13 protein-coding genes are annotated in these 13,826 nt (G+C 66.8%); 5 read left to right on the top strand and 8 right to left on the bottom strand.

Annotated elements, in window-relative coordinates; all coding sequences use genetic code 11:
- Nucleotides 1–61 precede the first annotated feature (61 nt).
- From fba to DNK89_RS15890, 3 genes are all read right to left on the bottom strand, one after another.
- Nucleotides 62–1,126, bottom strand: coding sequence for a class II fructose-bisphosphate aldolase (fba, locus tag DNK89_RS15900; RefSeq protein ID WP_110960877.1), 1,065 nt, complete (start codon nt 1,124–1,126; stop codon nt 62–64).
- 91 nt (nt 1,127–1,217) lie between these two features.
- Nucleotides 1,218–2,609 carry a histidine kinase dimerization/phospho-acceptor domain-containing protein gene (locus DNK89_RS15895; RefSeq protein WP_110960876.1) on the bottom strand — a complete coding sequence of 464 codons (1,392 nt, stop codon included), beginning with the start codon at nt 2,607–2,609 and terminating at the stop codon, nt 1,218–1,220.
- Nucleotides 2,606–3,310: a response regulator transcription factor gene (locus DNK89_RS15890; protein ID WP_110960958.1), complete on the bottom strand. Its 705-nt coding sequence runs from the start codon at nt 3,308–3,310 to the stop codon at nt 2,606–2,608. The genes DNK89_RS15895 and DNK89_RS15890 overlap by 4 nt, the downstream gene beginning before the upstream one ends.
- Before the next feature lie 92 nt (nt 3,311–3,402).
- Here DNK89_RS15890 and DNK89_RS15885 point away from each other — a divergent pair, with 92 nt between their 5' ends.
- Both DNK89_RS15885 and DNK89_RS15880 read left to right on the top strand, forming a co-directional pair.
- Nucleotides 3,403–4,155, top strand: a complete 753-nt coding sequence (locus DNK89_RS15885) for a phosphatase PAP2 family protein (protein WP_110960875.1) — start codon at nt 3,403–3,405, stop codon at nt 4,153–4,155.
- Nucleotides 4,148–4,711 (top strand): phosphatase PAP2 family protein, encoded by a 564-nt coding sequence (locus DNK89_RS15880; protein WP_110960874.1) that lies wholly within the window; start codon nt 4,148–4,150, stop codon nt 4,709–4,711. The genes DNK89_RS15885 and DNK89_RS15880 overlap by 8 nt, the downstream gene beginning before the upstream one ends.
- A 71-nt stretch (nt 4,712–4,782) precedes the next feature.
- Here the strand turns inward: DNK89_RS15880 and pyk are convergent, their stop codons facing one another.
- The 5 genes from pyk to speD form a co-directional block, all read right to left on the bottom strand.
- Nucleotides 4,783–6,219: a pyruvate kinase gene (pyk, locus tag DNK89_RS15875; protein ID WP_110960957.1), complete on the bottom strand. Its 1,437-nt coding sequence runs from the start codon at nt 6,217–6,219 to the stop codon at nt 4,783–4,785.
- A 107-nt stretch (nt 6,220–6,326) separates the two neighbouring features.
- Nucleotides 6,327–7,112 carry a type II CAAX prenyl endopeptidase Rce1 family protein gene (locus DNK89_RS15870; RefSeq protein ID WP_110960956.1) on the bottom strand — a complete coding sequence of 262 codons (786 nt, stop codon included), beginning with the start codon at nt 7,110–7,112 and terminating at the stop codon, nt 6,327–6,329.
- Nucleotides 7,113–7,126: 14 nt separating this feature from the next.
- Nucleotides 7,127–8,524, bottom strand: coding sequence for an aminopeptidase P N-terminal domain-containing protein (locus tag DNK89_RS15865; protein WP_110960873.1), 1,398 nt, complete (start codon nt 8,522–8,524; stop codon nt 7,127–7,129).
- Nucleotides 8,521–9,297, bottom strand: a complete 777-nt coding sequence (locus DNK89_RS15860; RefSeq protein WP_110960872.1) for a nucleotidyltransferase family protein — start codon at nt 9,295–9,297, stop codon at nt 8,521–8,523. Before DNK89_RS15860 ends, DNK89_RS15865 begins: the two co-directional genes overlap by 4 nt.
- The gene (gene speD, locus DNK89_RS15855) at nt 9,294–9,683 is read right to left on the bottom strand and encodes an adenosylmethionine decarboxylase (RefSeq protein ID WP_110960871.1); all 390 of its coding nucleotides are present in this window, start codon (nt 9,681–9,683) and stop codon (nt 9,294–9,296) included. The genes DNK89_RS15860 and speD overlap by 4 nt, the downstream gene beginning before the upstream one ends.
- A gap of 123 nt (nt 9,684–9,806) precedes the next feature.
- Here speD and tkt point away from each other — a divergent pair, with 123 nt between their 5' ends.
- From tkt to gap, 3 genes are all read left to right on the top strand, one after another.
- Complete coding sequence (gene tkt, locus DNK89_RS15850; protein ID WP_110960870.1) at nt 9,807–11,864, top strand: transketolase; 2,058 nt, start codon at nt 9,807–9,809, stop codon at nt 11,862–11,864.
- A gap of 151 nt (nt 11,865–12,015) precedes the next feature.
- Nucleotides 12,016–12,720, top strand: a complete 705-nt coding sequence (locus DNK89_RS15845; protein WP_110960869.1) for a hypothetical protein — start codon at nt 12,016–12,018, stop codon at nt 12,718–12,720.
- Nucleotides 12,721–12,747: 27 nt separating this feature from the next.
- The gene (gene gap, locus DNK89_RS15840; RefSeq protein ID WP_110960868.1) at nt 12,748–13,746 is read left to right on the top strand and encodes a type I glyceraldehyde-3-phosphate dehydrogenase; all 999 of its coding nucleotides are present in this window, start codon (nt 12,748–12,750) and stop codon (nt 13,744–13,746) included.
- Nucleotides 13,747–13,826: the final 80 nt, after the last annotated feature.

Raw genomic sequence — 13,826 nt, 5'->3', positions numbered from 1 at the left:
AAGCCTGGCAGCACAACGCAGCCAGGCTGGGCAGCGGCCCCTGAGGGCCTGGTGCCAACGATCAGTTCACCACTTGCGCCAGCGCACCCGAGGCGTACTGGGCCGCCACGGCCTGCAGGCTCAGGCCCTTGATCTTGCTGCCCTGACCTTCGCAGCCGAACTCCAGGTAGCGCTGCTTGCAGACCTGCTTGGCCGCTTCGCGGGCGGGCTTGAGCCATTCGCGGGCGTCGAACTTGTCGGGGTTCTCAAACAGGAACTTGCGCACCGCGCCCGTCATGGCCAGGCGAATGTCGGTGTCGATGTTGATCTTGCGCACGCCGTGTTTGATGGCTTCCTGGATTTCCTCGACGGGCACGCCGTAGGTTTCCTTCATCTTGCCGCCGTACTGGTTGATGATGGCCAGCAGTTCGGCAGGCACCGACGACGAGCCGTGCATAACCAGGTGGGTGTTGGGAATGCGCTTGTGGATTTCCTTCACGCGGCTGATCGCAAGGATGTCGCCCGTGGGCTTGCGGCTGAACTTGTAGGCACCGTGGCTGGTGCCGATGGCAATGGCCAGGGCGTCCAGTTGCGTGGCCTTGACGAACACGGCGGCTTCTTCCGGGTCGGTCAGCATCTGGCTGTGGTCGAGCTTGCCTTCGGCGCCAATACCGTCTTCTTCACCGGCTTCGCCGGTTTCCAGGTTGCCCAGGCAGCCCAGCTCACCTTCGACCGTGACGCCCACCTTATGCGCCATGACCACCACCTTGCGGGTCACCTCGACGTTGTAGTCGAACGACGAAGGCGTCTTGCCGTCTTCCATCAGCGAGCCGTCCATCATCACCGAGCCAAAGCCCAGGTCGATGGCGCCCTGGCAGACCTTGGGCGAAGTGCCGTGGTCCTGGTGCATGACCAGCGGAATATGCGGGAAGGCCTCGACCGCCGCCTGGATCAGGTGCTTGATGAAGGGCTCACCCGCATATTTGCGGGCACCCGCGCTGGCCTGCAGGATGACGGGAGCGCCCACTTCGTCCGCAGCCGCCATCACGGCCTGCACCTGCTCCAGGTTGTTGACGTTGAAGGCAGGGATGCCATAGCTGTTGGCAGCGGCATGGTCGAGCAGTTCGCGCATCGAAACGAGGGGCATGGTCGTGGGGTCCGTGGTGGGTTGATGAAGGAGGGGGCGAGGCGCTGTAGCGCCCGGCAATGCGGTGGTAACCGCTTGGTAACTCGTAATTTTAACCGGGGGCCGGTACGGAGGGCGATGGCAAATCCAACCGGTAGCAGGTGGTAAAGGGCGCGGGCGCAGGGGCTGCGCCAAAGTGCCCCCCGTGAATGTCCGCCACGCGGCGCAGGATCTCATGCCCCAGATGCAGGCTGTCCACCGGCACCGCCGCCGCACGGCCCGGTGCGCCGCCGGCCTGCGGGCGCCCCCCGTCGTCACACACCTGCAGCCAGGCACCACCAGCGTCAACCGCGCCCAGCTGGACGGCGATCTGGGTGCCCTCGGGCGTGTGCTTGAGCGCGTTTTCCACCAGATTGCGCACCGCAATGTCCAGCAGCACCGCATGGCCCGGCACGATCAGCGCCGTCGGCGCCGACAGGCCCAAGTCGTCGCCCCGCTTCCACGCTGCCTGGGCATAGTCGGCGCACACCGACCGCGCCAGGGCGCTCAGGTCCACGGGCGCCTTGGCTTCGTGCAGCTCTGCCCGGCTGGCGCGGGCCAGGGCCAGCAGCTGGTTGAGCACATGCCCTGCGCGCAGGGCATCCTGGCCGATGCGCGCCAGCGCCTGGGCCCGGGCCTCTTCTGTCAGCTCCCCCGCCAGGGCACTGGCCTGCAGGGCGATGGAGGATAGCGGCGTGCGCAGCTCGTGCGCCACCTCGTTGGCCAGGCGGCGCTCGCGCACCATGGCGACCTGCTGGCGGTCCAGCAAGGTGTTGATCGACGCCACCACCGACTCGAACTCGCTCCAAGCATGGCGCGAGGCCAGGCGCTGGGCACTGGCGGGGTCCAGCGCCGCCACATCAGCCGACAGCGCATACAAGGGCCGCAAGCCGCGCCACAGCGCGAGCCCCAGGGCCAGAGACACCACAGGCAGCAACCACAGACCAGGCTCGATCAGCTGCCCCGCGATGTCATCCGCCAGCTCGTCCCGCTCGCGCAGCTCCAGCATCACCATGATCTTGCGCGTACGCTCCGCATCCCATTGCGAAAAGCTGCGCCAGGCCACCTTGTCGGGGCCCAGTGTGAGGTCGGCAAACCCCTCGGCATCGCTGAAAGGCGGCTCAGGTACCGAGCCCGTGATGGAAAGCACCCGCCCCTGCGCATCCCACTGCACCACGCTGATGGTCTGCTGGTAGTCGTGCGACTTGAGCCAGGGCGTGGGGGTGCGTTCGGTCCGCTGCGGGCCCTCCATGGCTTCGGTGGCCCGCAGGTTGAGCAGCAGTGCGGTCACGCTGGCCAGGTGCCCGTCGGTCAGCTCGTCGGCCTCATGCACGCCGGTCTGGTAGCCAATGAAGACGAAGCTGCCCCAGACAATGGCCAGCGCCCCCAGGGACCACAGCAACAGCTGCCGGGTGAGCGAGGGGCGGCGCCCCAATGCGGGACGAGAAACAGGGGGCGCGTTCATGCAGGCTTTTCCTGCGGCATGAAATAGCCCACTCCGCGCATGGTCTGGATTGAGGCGCTGCCCAGCTTGCGGCGCAGGTGGTGGATGTGCACCTCGACGGCATTGCTCTCCACGGCAGCATCCCAGCTGTATAGGCGCTCCTCGATCTGCTGGCGCGACAGGACCCGGCCGCGCGCCTCCAGCAGCACCAGCAGCACCGAAAACTCGCGCGGAGACATTTCCACCGGCTTGCCTTGCTGGCGCACCGTGCGCGTCGCAGGGTCCAGCTCGATGTCGCCCAGGCGGATGGTGGGCGACGCCCGCCCCGCCGCGCGCCGCAACAGGGCGCGCAGGCGCGCGTCCAGCTCATCCACATCAAACGGCTTGGTCAGATAGTCGTCAGCCCCCTGGTCCAGCCCCGCAATGCGCTGGTGCACCTGGTCGCGCGCGGTGACGATGAGGACGGGCGTGGCGGGGTCCGGCAAGGTTGCTGATGCGGCGCCGGTGGCGGGAGGGCTCAGGCGCAGGCGCCTGAGCAGTTCGCTGCCGTCCCCGTCCACCAGCCCCAGGTCCAGCAGCACCGCGTCAAAACGCTCGGCGCGCAGGGCGCTCCAGGCGCTGGCGACGCCATCACTGACATCCACCGCATAGCCGCGCTGCTGCAGGTTGCTGCGCAGGCCACTGGCTATGCCCGCATCGTCTTCGACCACGAGTATTCGCATGCGGGCATTGTCGCAGCCCATCAGTCAGGGGAGTGACAGTGGCGATGCCAACTTTAAGACGGCGTTAAGTACGGCCGCCTATCTTCCGGCCCATGCAGCCTTCGTCCGTCCCGCCGTCCACCGTGCCCCACGCCCCCTTACACCGCCACACGCTGCTTTTCTGGACCCTGGGGGCACTGGCCTGTGTCGTGGCCTGGGATGCGGCGGGCCAGGACCTGGCCTTTGCGCAGGTGTTCGGGTCCTCCAACGGGTTTCCGATGCGGGACCAGTGGTTTTTTGTGCAGGTGCTGCATGAAGGCGCCCGCCGCCTGGGATGGCTTCTGGTGCTGCTGCTGGCGTTGAGCGTGTGGTGGCCGCGCGGCTTTTTGCGCAAGCTGGACGCCAGCGAGCGCCTGCAAATGGCCGTGAGCGCCCTGCTCTCGCTGGCCGTGGTCAGCATCACCAAGAACCTCAGCGCCACCAGTTGCCCCTGGGACTTGGCGCAGTTTGGCGGCGTGGCGCGCCATGTGTCGCACTGGGCGCTGGGCGTGCTCGATGGCGGCAGCGGCCGTTGTTTCCCAGCGGGCCATGCATCGGCGGGATTCGCCTTTCTGGGCGGCTACTTCGCGCTGCGCCACAAGGCGCCGACGGCCGCGCGCTGGTGGCTGGCGAGCGCATTGCTGGCCGGGTTTGTATTGGGTGCCGCCCAGCAGGTGCGTGGCGCCCATTTCATGAGCCATACGCTATGGACAGGCTGGCTGTGCTGGACCACCGGCTGGCTCTGCGACCTGGCAGCCACCGCATTGCGGCCCCGCTTTCCGCATTTCGCCAACACCACCACACCAGCGGACGGCTCCCATGCTTGAAATCGATCTGGTCCTGTTTCAGGCCCTCAACGCCGACGCCGCCACCTTGCCTGCCGTGGTAGCGCTGGCACGGTGGGTGTCGCAGCAACTGCCCACCGCCATGGGCGGCCTGCTGCTCGGCAGCTTGGTGCTGGGCAACGCGGCGCAGCGGCGCGCCCTGGCCCTGGCGCTCGCGTCGATGGCCCTGGCCTGGCTGGGAGTGCAATTGCTGCGGCTGGCCGTACCGGCGCCGCGACCTGCGCAACTGGGCATTGGCGTGCAGTGGATCGAGCACGCGGCGCGCGCAGGCTTTCCCAGCATGCATGTGGCAGGCGCCGCCGCGCTGGCGGCCAGCCTCGCACTGCGGCCGGTCCGCGGGCTGACCTGGCTGGCCGCTGCGGTCACGGCCGCGATGGTGTGGAGCCGCGTCTGCCTGGGCGTGCACTTTCCGTCCGATGTGCTGGCGGGCCTGCTCACCGGGGGGCTGGCCGCAGCGGCCATCCATGCCCTGGCCGCGCGGGCACCCCGCTGGCAGGCAGCCCTGCTGCACAAGTCGCCACAGGGCAACGCACACTGACCGCCGTCCGGCGCTATCGCCTTGAGGGCGTAGCGCAGGAGCGGTGAGTGAGGGTGCCATCCCTCTGCCAGTCAGCTGGCCACGCAGATCTTCAGCATGTTAGTGCCGCCGGGTGCGCCCATAGGCTCGCCACAGGTGATGGCGTACACATCACCCTTTTGCACGATGTTGCGGCTCTTAAGGTGGCGCTCGGCCTGGTCCAGCGCAGTGTCACGGTCGGCGCTGGTGTCCATGAGCAGCGGGCGCACGTTGCGGTACATCGCCATCTTGCGCTGTGTGGCCACCTTGGGCGTGAGGGCGTAGATGGGGATGCGGATGCTGTGGCGGCTCATCCACAGCGCCGTGGCGCCGCTGTCGGTCATGGCCACAATGGCCTTGGCGCCCAGGTGGTGGGCGGTGAACAGCGCGCCCATGGCGATGGATTGGTCGATGCGGCCAAAGGTCTGGCCAGTGAAGTCGGCATCGAGCTGGTGGTCTTCCGCTGCCTCGGCGGCAGCGCAGATGGTGGCCATCTCTTCCACGGTTTCGAGCGGGTAGCGTCCAGCGGCCGTTTCGGCACTCAGCATCACGGCGTCGGTTCCATCCAGCACGGCATTGGCCACGTCACTCACCTCGGCGCGCGTGGGCACGGGGTTGGTGATCATGCTTTCCATCATCTGCGTGGCGGTGATGACGACCTTGTCCAGATCGCGCGCCATGCGGATCATCTTCTTTTGCAGCGCGGGCACGGCCGCGTTGCCCACCTCCACTGCCAGGTCGCCACGCGCCACCATGATGCCGTCAGAGACGCGCAGGATGGCCTCCAGGTGCGGTATGGCCTCGGCGCGTTCGATCTTGGCGATCAGGCCGGGCTTGTGGCGGAACTCGGAGGCTGCCACGTTGCACAGCTGGCGGGCCATTTCCATGTCGGTCGCGTTTTTGGGGAAGCTCACGGCCACATAGTCGGCCTGGAAGCTCATGGCCGTGCGGATGTCCTCCATGTCCTTGGCGGTGAGGGCCGGCGCCGTGAGGCCGCCCCCCTTCTTGTTGATGCCCTTGTTGTTGGACAGCTCGCCACCTACTTTGACAGTGGTGTGCACCTCTTCGCCGCGCACCGCATCCACGGTGAGCACGATCAGGCCATCGTTGAGCAGCAACAGGTCGCCCGCCTTCACGTCGCGCGGCAGTTCCTTGTAGTCCAGCCCCACGCCATCGATGTCGCCCAGCTCGGTGCGCGAGGCATCCAGCACAAACTTGGCGCCCGGCTCCAGCTGCACTTTGCCCTCGGCAAACTTGCCCACGCGGATCTTGGGGCCCTGCAGGTCGGCCATGATGGCCACCTCGCGGCCCGCACGCTGGGCGGCGGCGCGCACGGTGGCGGCGCGGTCGATGTGGTCCTGCGCCTTGCCGTGGCTGAAGTTCAGCCGCACCACGTTCACCCCCGCTCGGATCATCGCCTCCAGCAGCGCCGGGTCGCTCGATGCAGGACCCAGGGTGGCAACAATCTTGGTGGCGCGGCGGGTAGGCATGGACATGTCTCTTTTCTCTCGGTCGTTGGGGATGTAATCGAGTTTCAATTCTCACACGAAGCGGTTACATGCGAGTTACCCGTTCCGCAGCAACAGGGCTCAGCGCGTCAGAGCAGCGGGGACGACAACCAATGCGCCAGCACGTGCGCAATGATCGCGGCTTCCAGGCCCTGGCGCGCAAAGAGCCAGCCGGCCACCAGGCCAAAAACCGTGTTGCCCACCAGGACGAACGCCACCACCGGCACGGTCAACACGCCGGCCAGCGCCTGCGCGGCAGGCAGATGCCCCACGGCAAACAACACGGCACTGAGCAGCACCGCCGCAGCCACCAATCCCTTGCCCGGCCGGCCCTGCCCGCGCTGCAACAGGCGCCAGCCCAGCCACAGCAGCAGGGTCATCACACCCCAGCGCACCATCAGCTCTTCGGTAATGCCGCCGTAGAGCAGCTTGACCACCAGCGGCATCGCACTGGCAGGATCGGAGGGCTGGAGCGCCGTAGGCGCCAGCCAGGACAGCACCCACAGCCACGCAGCGCCTGCCACACCGCCCACGATGCCGGGCAGCAATTGGGCTCGCAGCCCAGACCAGGCAGGTTGCCCGCCCAGCCAGGCAGACACTGCAGGCGCCTGCAAACCCACGCGGGGCGCCAGCCACACCCCCAGCGCCACGGCCAGCGCCAGGAGCGCCGCCGTTTGCAACCCGCTGAGCAACAGCACGGCCTCTGGCGGCAGCGGCAGCAGGGCTTCGTTGGCCTTCAAGGTGGGCAGCAGCGTCCAGACCACCGCCACCACGCCGGGCATGCCCAGCAGCCACAGCGCGCCGCCCAGCCGCCACTTGCCGGGCTGAGCCGGAGCATGCGCCGCATCGGCTCTGGCAGCGGTGTCCACGGCCATGGTTTTGCCCACGCTCAGGGGCGCATCAGCGCTTCGATCTCGTCGGCCTTCACCGGCACGCCGCGCGTGATCAGCTCACAACCCGTCTCGGTGACGATGGCATCGTCTTCGATACGGATGCCGATGTTGTGGAACTGCTCGGGCACCCCTTCGGCGGGGCGCACATAGATGCCGGGCTCGATGGTCAGCACCATGCCGGGCCGCAGGATGCGGCTGGGGCGGTTGGTGATGGTTTCGCCCGACAGCGGGTCTTTGCGTTCGCTGGTCTGGCCCACCTCGCCGGGCTCCACATAGCTGCCGCAGTCGTGCACGTCCATGCCCAGCCAATGGCTGGTGCGGTGCATGTAGAACTGAAAGTAGGCACGTTGGTCGATCACGTCCTGTGCGGTGCCCACCTTGTTCTTGTCGAGCAAGCCCAGGTCCAGCATGCCCTGGGCCAGCACGGCCACCGTGGCGTCGTGCGGGTCGCTGAAGCGTGCGCCTGCCTTGGTGGCCGCCACAGCCGCATCCTGGCTGGCCAACACCAGGTCATACAGCGCGCGCTGCGGGGCGGTGAACTTGCCATTGGCCGGGAAGGTGCGGGTGATGTCGCTGGCGTAGCTGTCCAGCTCGCAGCCTGCGTCGATCAGCACCAGCTCGCCATCGCGCACAGGCGCTGCATCGGCGCGGTAGTGCAGCACGCAGGCGTTGGCCCCCGCGGCCACGATGGAGCTGTAGGCCGGGTACTGCGAGCCCGCGTCGCGGAACGCGTGCAGCAGCTCGGCATCCAGGTGGTATTCGCGCACATCCTCACCGGCGCGCAACATGCGGGCCGAGCGCTGCATGGCGCGGATGTGGGCCTGCGCGCTGATGGCGCTGGCGCGGCGCATGATGTCCTGCTCATGCGCGTCCTTGAACAGGCGCATCTCGTCGAGCAAGGTGCATAGGTCGTTCTGCTCGGCAGGGCAGATGGCGCCGTAGCGCACCCGTCCGCGCACCACGTTGAGCCAGCCCTCCACGCGTGCAGCCAGACCGCTGTGCGTAGCAAACGGGTACCAGACGCAGGCCGTGTTTTCCAGCAGGCGCGGCAGCTTGCTGTCCAGTTCGGCCATCGAATGCGCAGCGTCCACGCCCAAGGCAGCGGGCGCAGCAGCCGGGCCCAGGCGGTAGCCGTCCCAGATCTCGCGCTCCAGGTCCTTGGGCTGGCAAAACAGCGTGCTGCGGCCGTCGTGCGCCAGCACCAGGCAGGCGCCGGGCTCGGTGAAGCCGGTCAGGTAATAAAAGTAGCTGTCGTGGCGGAACAGAAAGTCGCTGTCCCGGTTGCGCGGACGCTCCAGCGCCGTGGGGATGATGGCAATGCCCCCGAGTCCCAGCTGGGCAGCCAGGTGCGCACGGCGCTGGGCATAGACGGAGGCAGGCACGGTGGTGTTCATGGCGCGTCGAGAGAAAGAGTGTTGAGTTCGGCCAGCCGCTCGGGCGTGCCCACATCGGTCCAGCGGCCGGTGTAGAGCTGCGCACTGACGCGGCCATTGTCCATGGCCCGGCGAAGCAGTGGCGCCAGCGGGGCTTTGATGCCGCTGGGGTTGCCCAGCGGAATGTCGCACCAGGGCAGCGCCAACAGCTCGGCGCGCAGCAGCGCGATGGTGCTGTAGGTGTAGCGCGGTGTGGGGTCGTCGGCGGGCAGGTTCAGCGCCAGGCCGTCGGCCGACAGGCCGAAGTCGCCCCGCGGGTTGTGGGCGGGGTTGGGCACCAGCCACAGATGGGCCAGATGGTTACTGGCCTCGAAGGCCGCTACCGCCGCGCGGTCGAACACAAAGTCGGGCGCAAACACATCGCCCGCCGCCAGCCAGAACACCGGGCCGAGCTGGGGCAACGCACGGGCAATGCCGCCCGCAGTTTCCAGGGCGCCACCAAAGTCCACTCCTTCGTGGGAGTATGAAATTGATAGCTGCTCAGGCATATTCTTCCTGCGCTTAGAGGCAAAAACACTGGAAAAATGCGCACTGATCTGTCCACCCAGCCATGCGGTGTTGATCACCGTCCGCTCCACACCTGCGTTCAGCAAAGCCTGCAGATGCCACTGCAGCAGCGGCTGGCCTTGCACCAGCAGCAGGGGCTTGGGGGTGGTGTCGGTCAAGGGGCGCATGCGCTCGCCCCGACCTGCGGCCAGCAGCAAGGCAGGCACCTGGTGGTGGGCGGGACTCATGCGGCCACCCCGCTCACAGAGCCCCGCTGGAGCGCGTGGCGATCCACGGCCGTGGGCTGGAACAAGGCCAGCAGCGTGTCCATCAGCGCGTGCGCCTTGGCCGAATGGTCGGCGCCGAAGTTGCACACATACACATCCAGCGTCACCGCGCGCTGCTCAGGCCAGGTGTGCACACACAGGTGGGACTCTGCTAGCAAAACAGTAGCTGTCACCCCACCAGGGCCATGCGCCGTGGCCGGAAACTCATGAAACAACTGCCCCACAGCCTGCAGCCCGGCGACGCGCACCGCATCGGTACAGGCCCGACCCAGGGCGGTGGCGTCCAGCAGCCAGACACTGGCGCAGCGGCAGCCCTGGAGATCGGCAGTGAGGTGCAGTCCTTGCATGGCCCGCACTGTAGTGCATTGCCGCCCTGCACCCAGCGCACGGCTGGCCGATTCAGGCGGGTGAAAGCCGCGCCGGTAAAATGCCGGGTTTCCCCTGAACCTCCCACCCTGAACCACTCCCCCATGGCCAACACCCAGCAATCCCAACAGATGGCAAATGCGATCCGCGCATTGGCCATGGACGCCGTTCAACAAGCCAACTCCGGCCACCCCGGCGCCCCCATGGGCATGGCCGACATGGCCGTGGGCCTGTGGGCTCGCCACCTCAAGCACAACCCCACCAACCCCCAGTGGTTTGACCGCGACCGTTTTGTGCTGAGCAACGGCCACGGTTCGATGCTGATCTATTCGCTGCTGCACCTCACGGGCTACGACCTGCCCATGAGCGAGCTGAAGAACTTCCGTCAGCTGCACAGCAAGACCGCCGGCCACCCCGAAGTGGGCATCACCCCCGGCGTGGAAACCACCACCGGCCCGCTGGGCCAGGGCATCACCAACGCCGTGGGCTTTGCGCTGGCCGAGAAGCTGCTGGCCGCCGAGTTCAACCGCGAAGGCCATGCCGTGGTGGACCACAACACCTACGTGTTCCTGGGTGACGGCTGCCTGATGGAAGGCATCAGCCAGGAAGCGATTTCGCTGGCAGGCGCCTGGAAGCTGAACAAGCTGATCGCCCTGTACGACGACAACGGCATCTCCATCGACGGCCAGGTGACGCCCTGGTTTGCCGACAACACCGCCCTGCGTTTTGTGTCCGCCGGCTGGAACGTGATCGGCCCCATCGACGGCCACGATGCCGACAAGGTGGCGGACGCGATTGCCGAAGCCAAGAAGCAGACCGAGCGCCCCACGCTGGTCATCTGCAAGACGCACATCGGCAAGGGCAGCCCCAACCGCGCCAACACCTCTAAGGCCCACGGCGAGCCCCTGGGCGCTGAAGAAATCAAGCTCACCCGCGAAGCCCTGGGCTGGACCGCAGAGCCCTTCGCCATCCCCGAAGACGTGTACGTCGGCTGGGACGCCAAGGCCAGCGGCCAACAAGCCGAAGCCGCCTGGAACGACCGCTTTGCCGCCTACAGCAAGGCCTTCCCAGAACTGGCCGCAGAATTCACCCGCCGCATGAAGGGCGACCTGCCCGCCAACTTTGCCCAGGTGGCCGTGGACACCGTGGTGGCCGCCCACACCAAGGGCGAAACCGTGGCCAGCCGCAAGGCCAGCCAGCTGGCGCTGGAAGCCTTCACCGCCGCACTGCCCGAACTCCTGGGCGGCAGCGCCGACCTGACGGGCTCCAACCTCACCAACACCAAGAGCACGCCCAACCTGCGCTTCGACATGCAGGGCAATGTGGTCAAGACCGAAGTGGCCGAAGGCCAGAAGATCGGTGGCCGCCACATCAACTACGGTGTGCGCGAGTTCGGCATGGCCGCCATCATGAACGGCGTGGCACTGCACGGCGGCTTCATCCCCTACGGCGGCACCTTCCTCACGTTCAGCGACTACAGCCGCAATGCCATCCGCATGGCCGCGCTGATGAAGCAGCGCGTGATCCACGTGTTCACGCACGACTCCATCGGCCTGGGCGAAGACGGCCCCACGCACCAGTCCATCGAGCATGTGGCCAGCCTGCGCCTGATCCCCAACCTGGATGTGTGGCGCCCTGCCGACACGGCCGAAACCGCCGTGGCCTGGAGCGTGGCCCTGTCCAACCGCAACAAGCCCACCGTGCTGGCCCTGTCGCGCCAGAACCTTCCGTACGCGCCCAAGCGCGACCTGGGCGACATCTCGCGCGGTGCCTACGTGCTGAGCGAGCCTGCCGATGTGGGCCTCAAGAAGAAGCCCGCGGCCGTGATCATCGCCACCGGCTCCGAAGTGCAGCTCGCCCTTAAGGCCCAGCGCCTGCTGGCCGACAAGAAGGTGCCAGTGCGCGTGGTCTCCATGCCCAGCACCACCACCTTCGACCGTGAAGACGCCAAGTACAAGAGCAGCGTGCTGCCTGCCGGCGTACCGCGCGTGGCCGTGGAAATGGGCGTGACCGACGGCTGGTGGAAGTACGGCTGCGCCGCCGTGGTGGGCATCGACACCTACGGCGAATCGGCCCCCGCGCCCGTGCTGTTCAAGCACTTCGGCTTCACCGAAGAGAACGTGGCGACCACGGTACATGCCGTGCTCCAGGGCGGCCGCTGACCGCACTGATGGCCCGGGTTCGTAACATTGTGCAAACGTGCAGGGGGTTCACGTGATTTACAGCACGTTGCAAGCCTTTTGTCGGCTTGACGCGGCCCCCTGCGACCGGCACGCTTGGCGTCTTCATTGACCCACCCTTCGAGGAGAAGCCATGACATCGAACCTGTTCCCCAGCAAATCCCTGGCCGCCCTGGCCCTGCTTTCGCTGGCCAGGCTGTCGGCCCATGCCCAGGTCGAGATCACCGACCCGCCGGAAGGCCACAACTTCGGCAAGGTGCCGCTCAACGCCACCTATGCCACCCAGTACTTCTCGGTGTTCAACCGCGGCAATGCGGCAGTGCAGCTGGGGGCCGTGGCATCGAGCGGCGCGGCCGTAGTGACCTGCGCCGGTCTGGGCTGCCCCGTGGTGGCACAGGGAGACTTCAAGATCCCGCAAGGCTCGGACGGCTGCTCCAACGCCACGCTGCAGCCCAGCCAGGGCTGCTCGACGCTGGTGAGCTTCTCGCCCTCGGCACCCGGCTCCCGCATCTCGCAGCTTGTCGTGCGCTCGCGCGATGGCGCCAGCCTTGCCACCTACATGATGCACGGCACGGGCACCTCGCAGCCGCTCGACTGCGTGCTCGACTGGGCCGAGAAGACCTTCCCGCAGATGCTGACCACGCCCACGGGCACGGCCACCGTGTCGCCGTTCCACGCGCGCTGCTATGCCAACGGCACCCTGTGCCTCGGCGCCGACACCGCCGTCCCCACCTTCGACCAGCCCAGCGTGTACCTGTACCAGACGCAGCCCACGCCGTCGGTGCAGCGCCTGGGATACCTCGCGACATTCGCCGAAGCGGCGCAGTGTCGGCCCTGATTCCTTAACGTTTGGAGAACCTTGGAAATGACGATCAAGATTGGTATCAACGGCTTCGGCCGCATCGGCCGCAACGTGCTGCGCTCGGCCATCCAGAACTTCAGCGACATCGAAGTCGTGGGCATCAACGACCTGCTGGAGCCCGACTACCTGGCCTACATGCTGCAGTACGACTCGGTGCACGGCCGCTTCGACGGCACCGTGGCCGTGGAAGGCAACACCCTGATCGTCAACGGCAAGAAGATCCGCCTGACGCAAGAGCGCGACCCTGCCAACCTGAAGTGGAACGAAGTCGGCGCCGACATCGTGATCGAATCCACCGGCCTGTTCCTGGACAAGGTCACGGCACAAAAGCACATCGACGCAGGTGCCAAGAAGGTCGTGCTGTCGGCCCCCTCCAAGGACGACACCCCCATGTTCGTGTTCGGCGTGAACCACGACACCTACGCGGGCCAGGCCATCATCTCCAACGCCTCGTGCACCACCAACTGCCTGGCCCCCGTGGCCAAGGTGCTGAATGACAAGTGGGGTATCAAGCGCGGCCTGATGACCACCGTGCACGCTGCCACCGCCACGCAAAAGACCGTGGACGGCCCTTCGAACAAGGACTGGCGCGGTGGCCGTGGCATTCTGGAAAACATCATCCCTTCGAGCACTGGCGCTGCCAAGGCCGTGGGCGTGGTGATCCCCGCGCTGAACAAGAAGCTGACCGGCATGTCCTTCCGCGTGCCCACCTCCGACGTGTCGGTGGTCGACCTGACGGTGGAACTGGACAAGGCTGCCACCTACGACGAAATCAAGGCCGAAATGAAGGCCCAGTCCGAAGGCGCGCTGAAGGGCGTGCTGGGCTACACCGAAGACAAGGTGGTGGCCACCGACTTCCGTGGCGACACCCGTACTTCGATCTTTGACGCGGACGCCGGCATCGCGCTGGATGGCACTTTCGTCAAGGTCGTGAGCTGGTACGACAACGAATGGGGCTACTCGAACAAGTGCCTGGAAATGGTGCGCGTGGTCGCCAAGTAAGCTTTCTTTGAGAAGTTGAAAAAGCGCTAGAGGCAACTACCCTGTTCAAGCCGGCGGCCTGCAAAGGCTGCCGGCTTTTT

It is taken from the genome of Acidovorax sp. ST3 (assembly GCF_003231145.1).
Classification (GTDB): domain Bacteria; phylum Pseudomonadota; class Gammaproteobacteria; order Burkholderiales; family Burkholderiaceae_C; genus Acidovorax.
This window is presented reverse-complemented; position numbering and strand designations above follow the sequence as displayed.

Coding starts and splice junctions, on each gene's coding strand:
- fba (WP_110960877.1), bottom strand. CDS start 1,126: ATGCCCCTCGTTTCGATGCGCGAACTGCTCGACCATGCCGCTGCCAAC.
- DNK89_RS15895 (WP_110960876.1), bottom strand. CDS start 2,609: ATGAACGCGCCCCCTGTTTCTCGTCCCGCATTGGGGCGCCGCCCCTCG.
- DNK89_RS15890 (WP_110960958.1), bottom strand. CDS start 3,310: ATGCGAATACTCGTGGTCGAAGACGATGCGGGCATAGCCAGTGGCCTG.
- DNK89_RS15885 (WP_110960875.1), top strand. CDS start 3,403: ATGCAGCCTTCGTCCGTCCCGCCGTCCACCGTGCCCCACGCCCCCTTA.
- DNK89_RS15880 (WP_110960874.1), top strand. CDS start 4,148: ATGCTTGAAATCGATCTGGTCCTGTTTCAGGCCCTCAACGCCGACGCC.
- pyk (WP_110960957.1), bottom strand. CDS start 6,219: ATGCCTACCCGCCGCGCCACCAAGATTGTTGCCACCCTGGGTCCTGCA.
- DNK89_RS15870 (WP_110960956.1), bottom strand. CDS start 7,112: ATGGCCGTGGACACCGCTGCCAGAGCCGATGCGGCGCATGCTCCGGCT.
- DNK89_RS15865 (WP_110960873.1), bottom strand. CDS start 8,524: ATGAACACCACCGTGCCTGCCTCCGTCTATGCCCAGCGCCGTGCGCAC.
- DNK89_RS15860 (WP_110960872.1), bottom strand. CDS start 9,297: ATGAGTCCCGCCCACCACCAGGTGCCTGCCTTGCTGCTGGCCGCAGGT.
- speD (WP_110960871.1), bottom strand. CDS start 9,683: ATGCAAGGACTGCACCTCACTGCCGATCTCCAGGGCTGCCGCTGCGCC.
- tkt (WP_110960870.1), top strand. CDS start 9,807: ATGGCCAACACCCAGCAATCCCAACAGATGGCAAATGCGATCCGCGCA.
- DNK89_RS15845 (WP_110960869.1), top strand. CDS start 12,016: ATGACATCGAACCTGTTCCCCAGCAAATCCCTGGCCGCCCTGGCCCTG.
- gap (WP_110960868.1), top strand. CDS start 12,748: ATGACGATCAAGATTGGTATCAACGGCTTCGGCCGCATCGGCCGCAAC.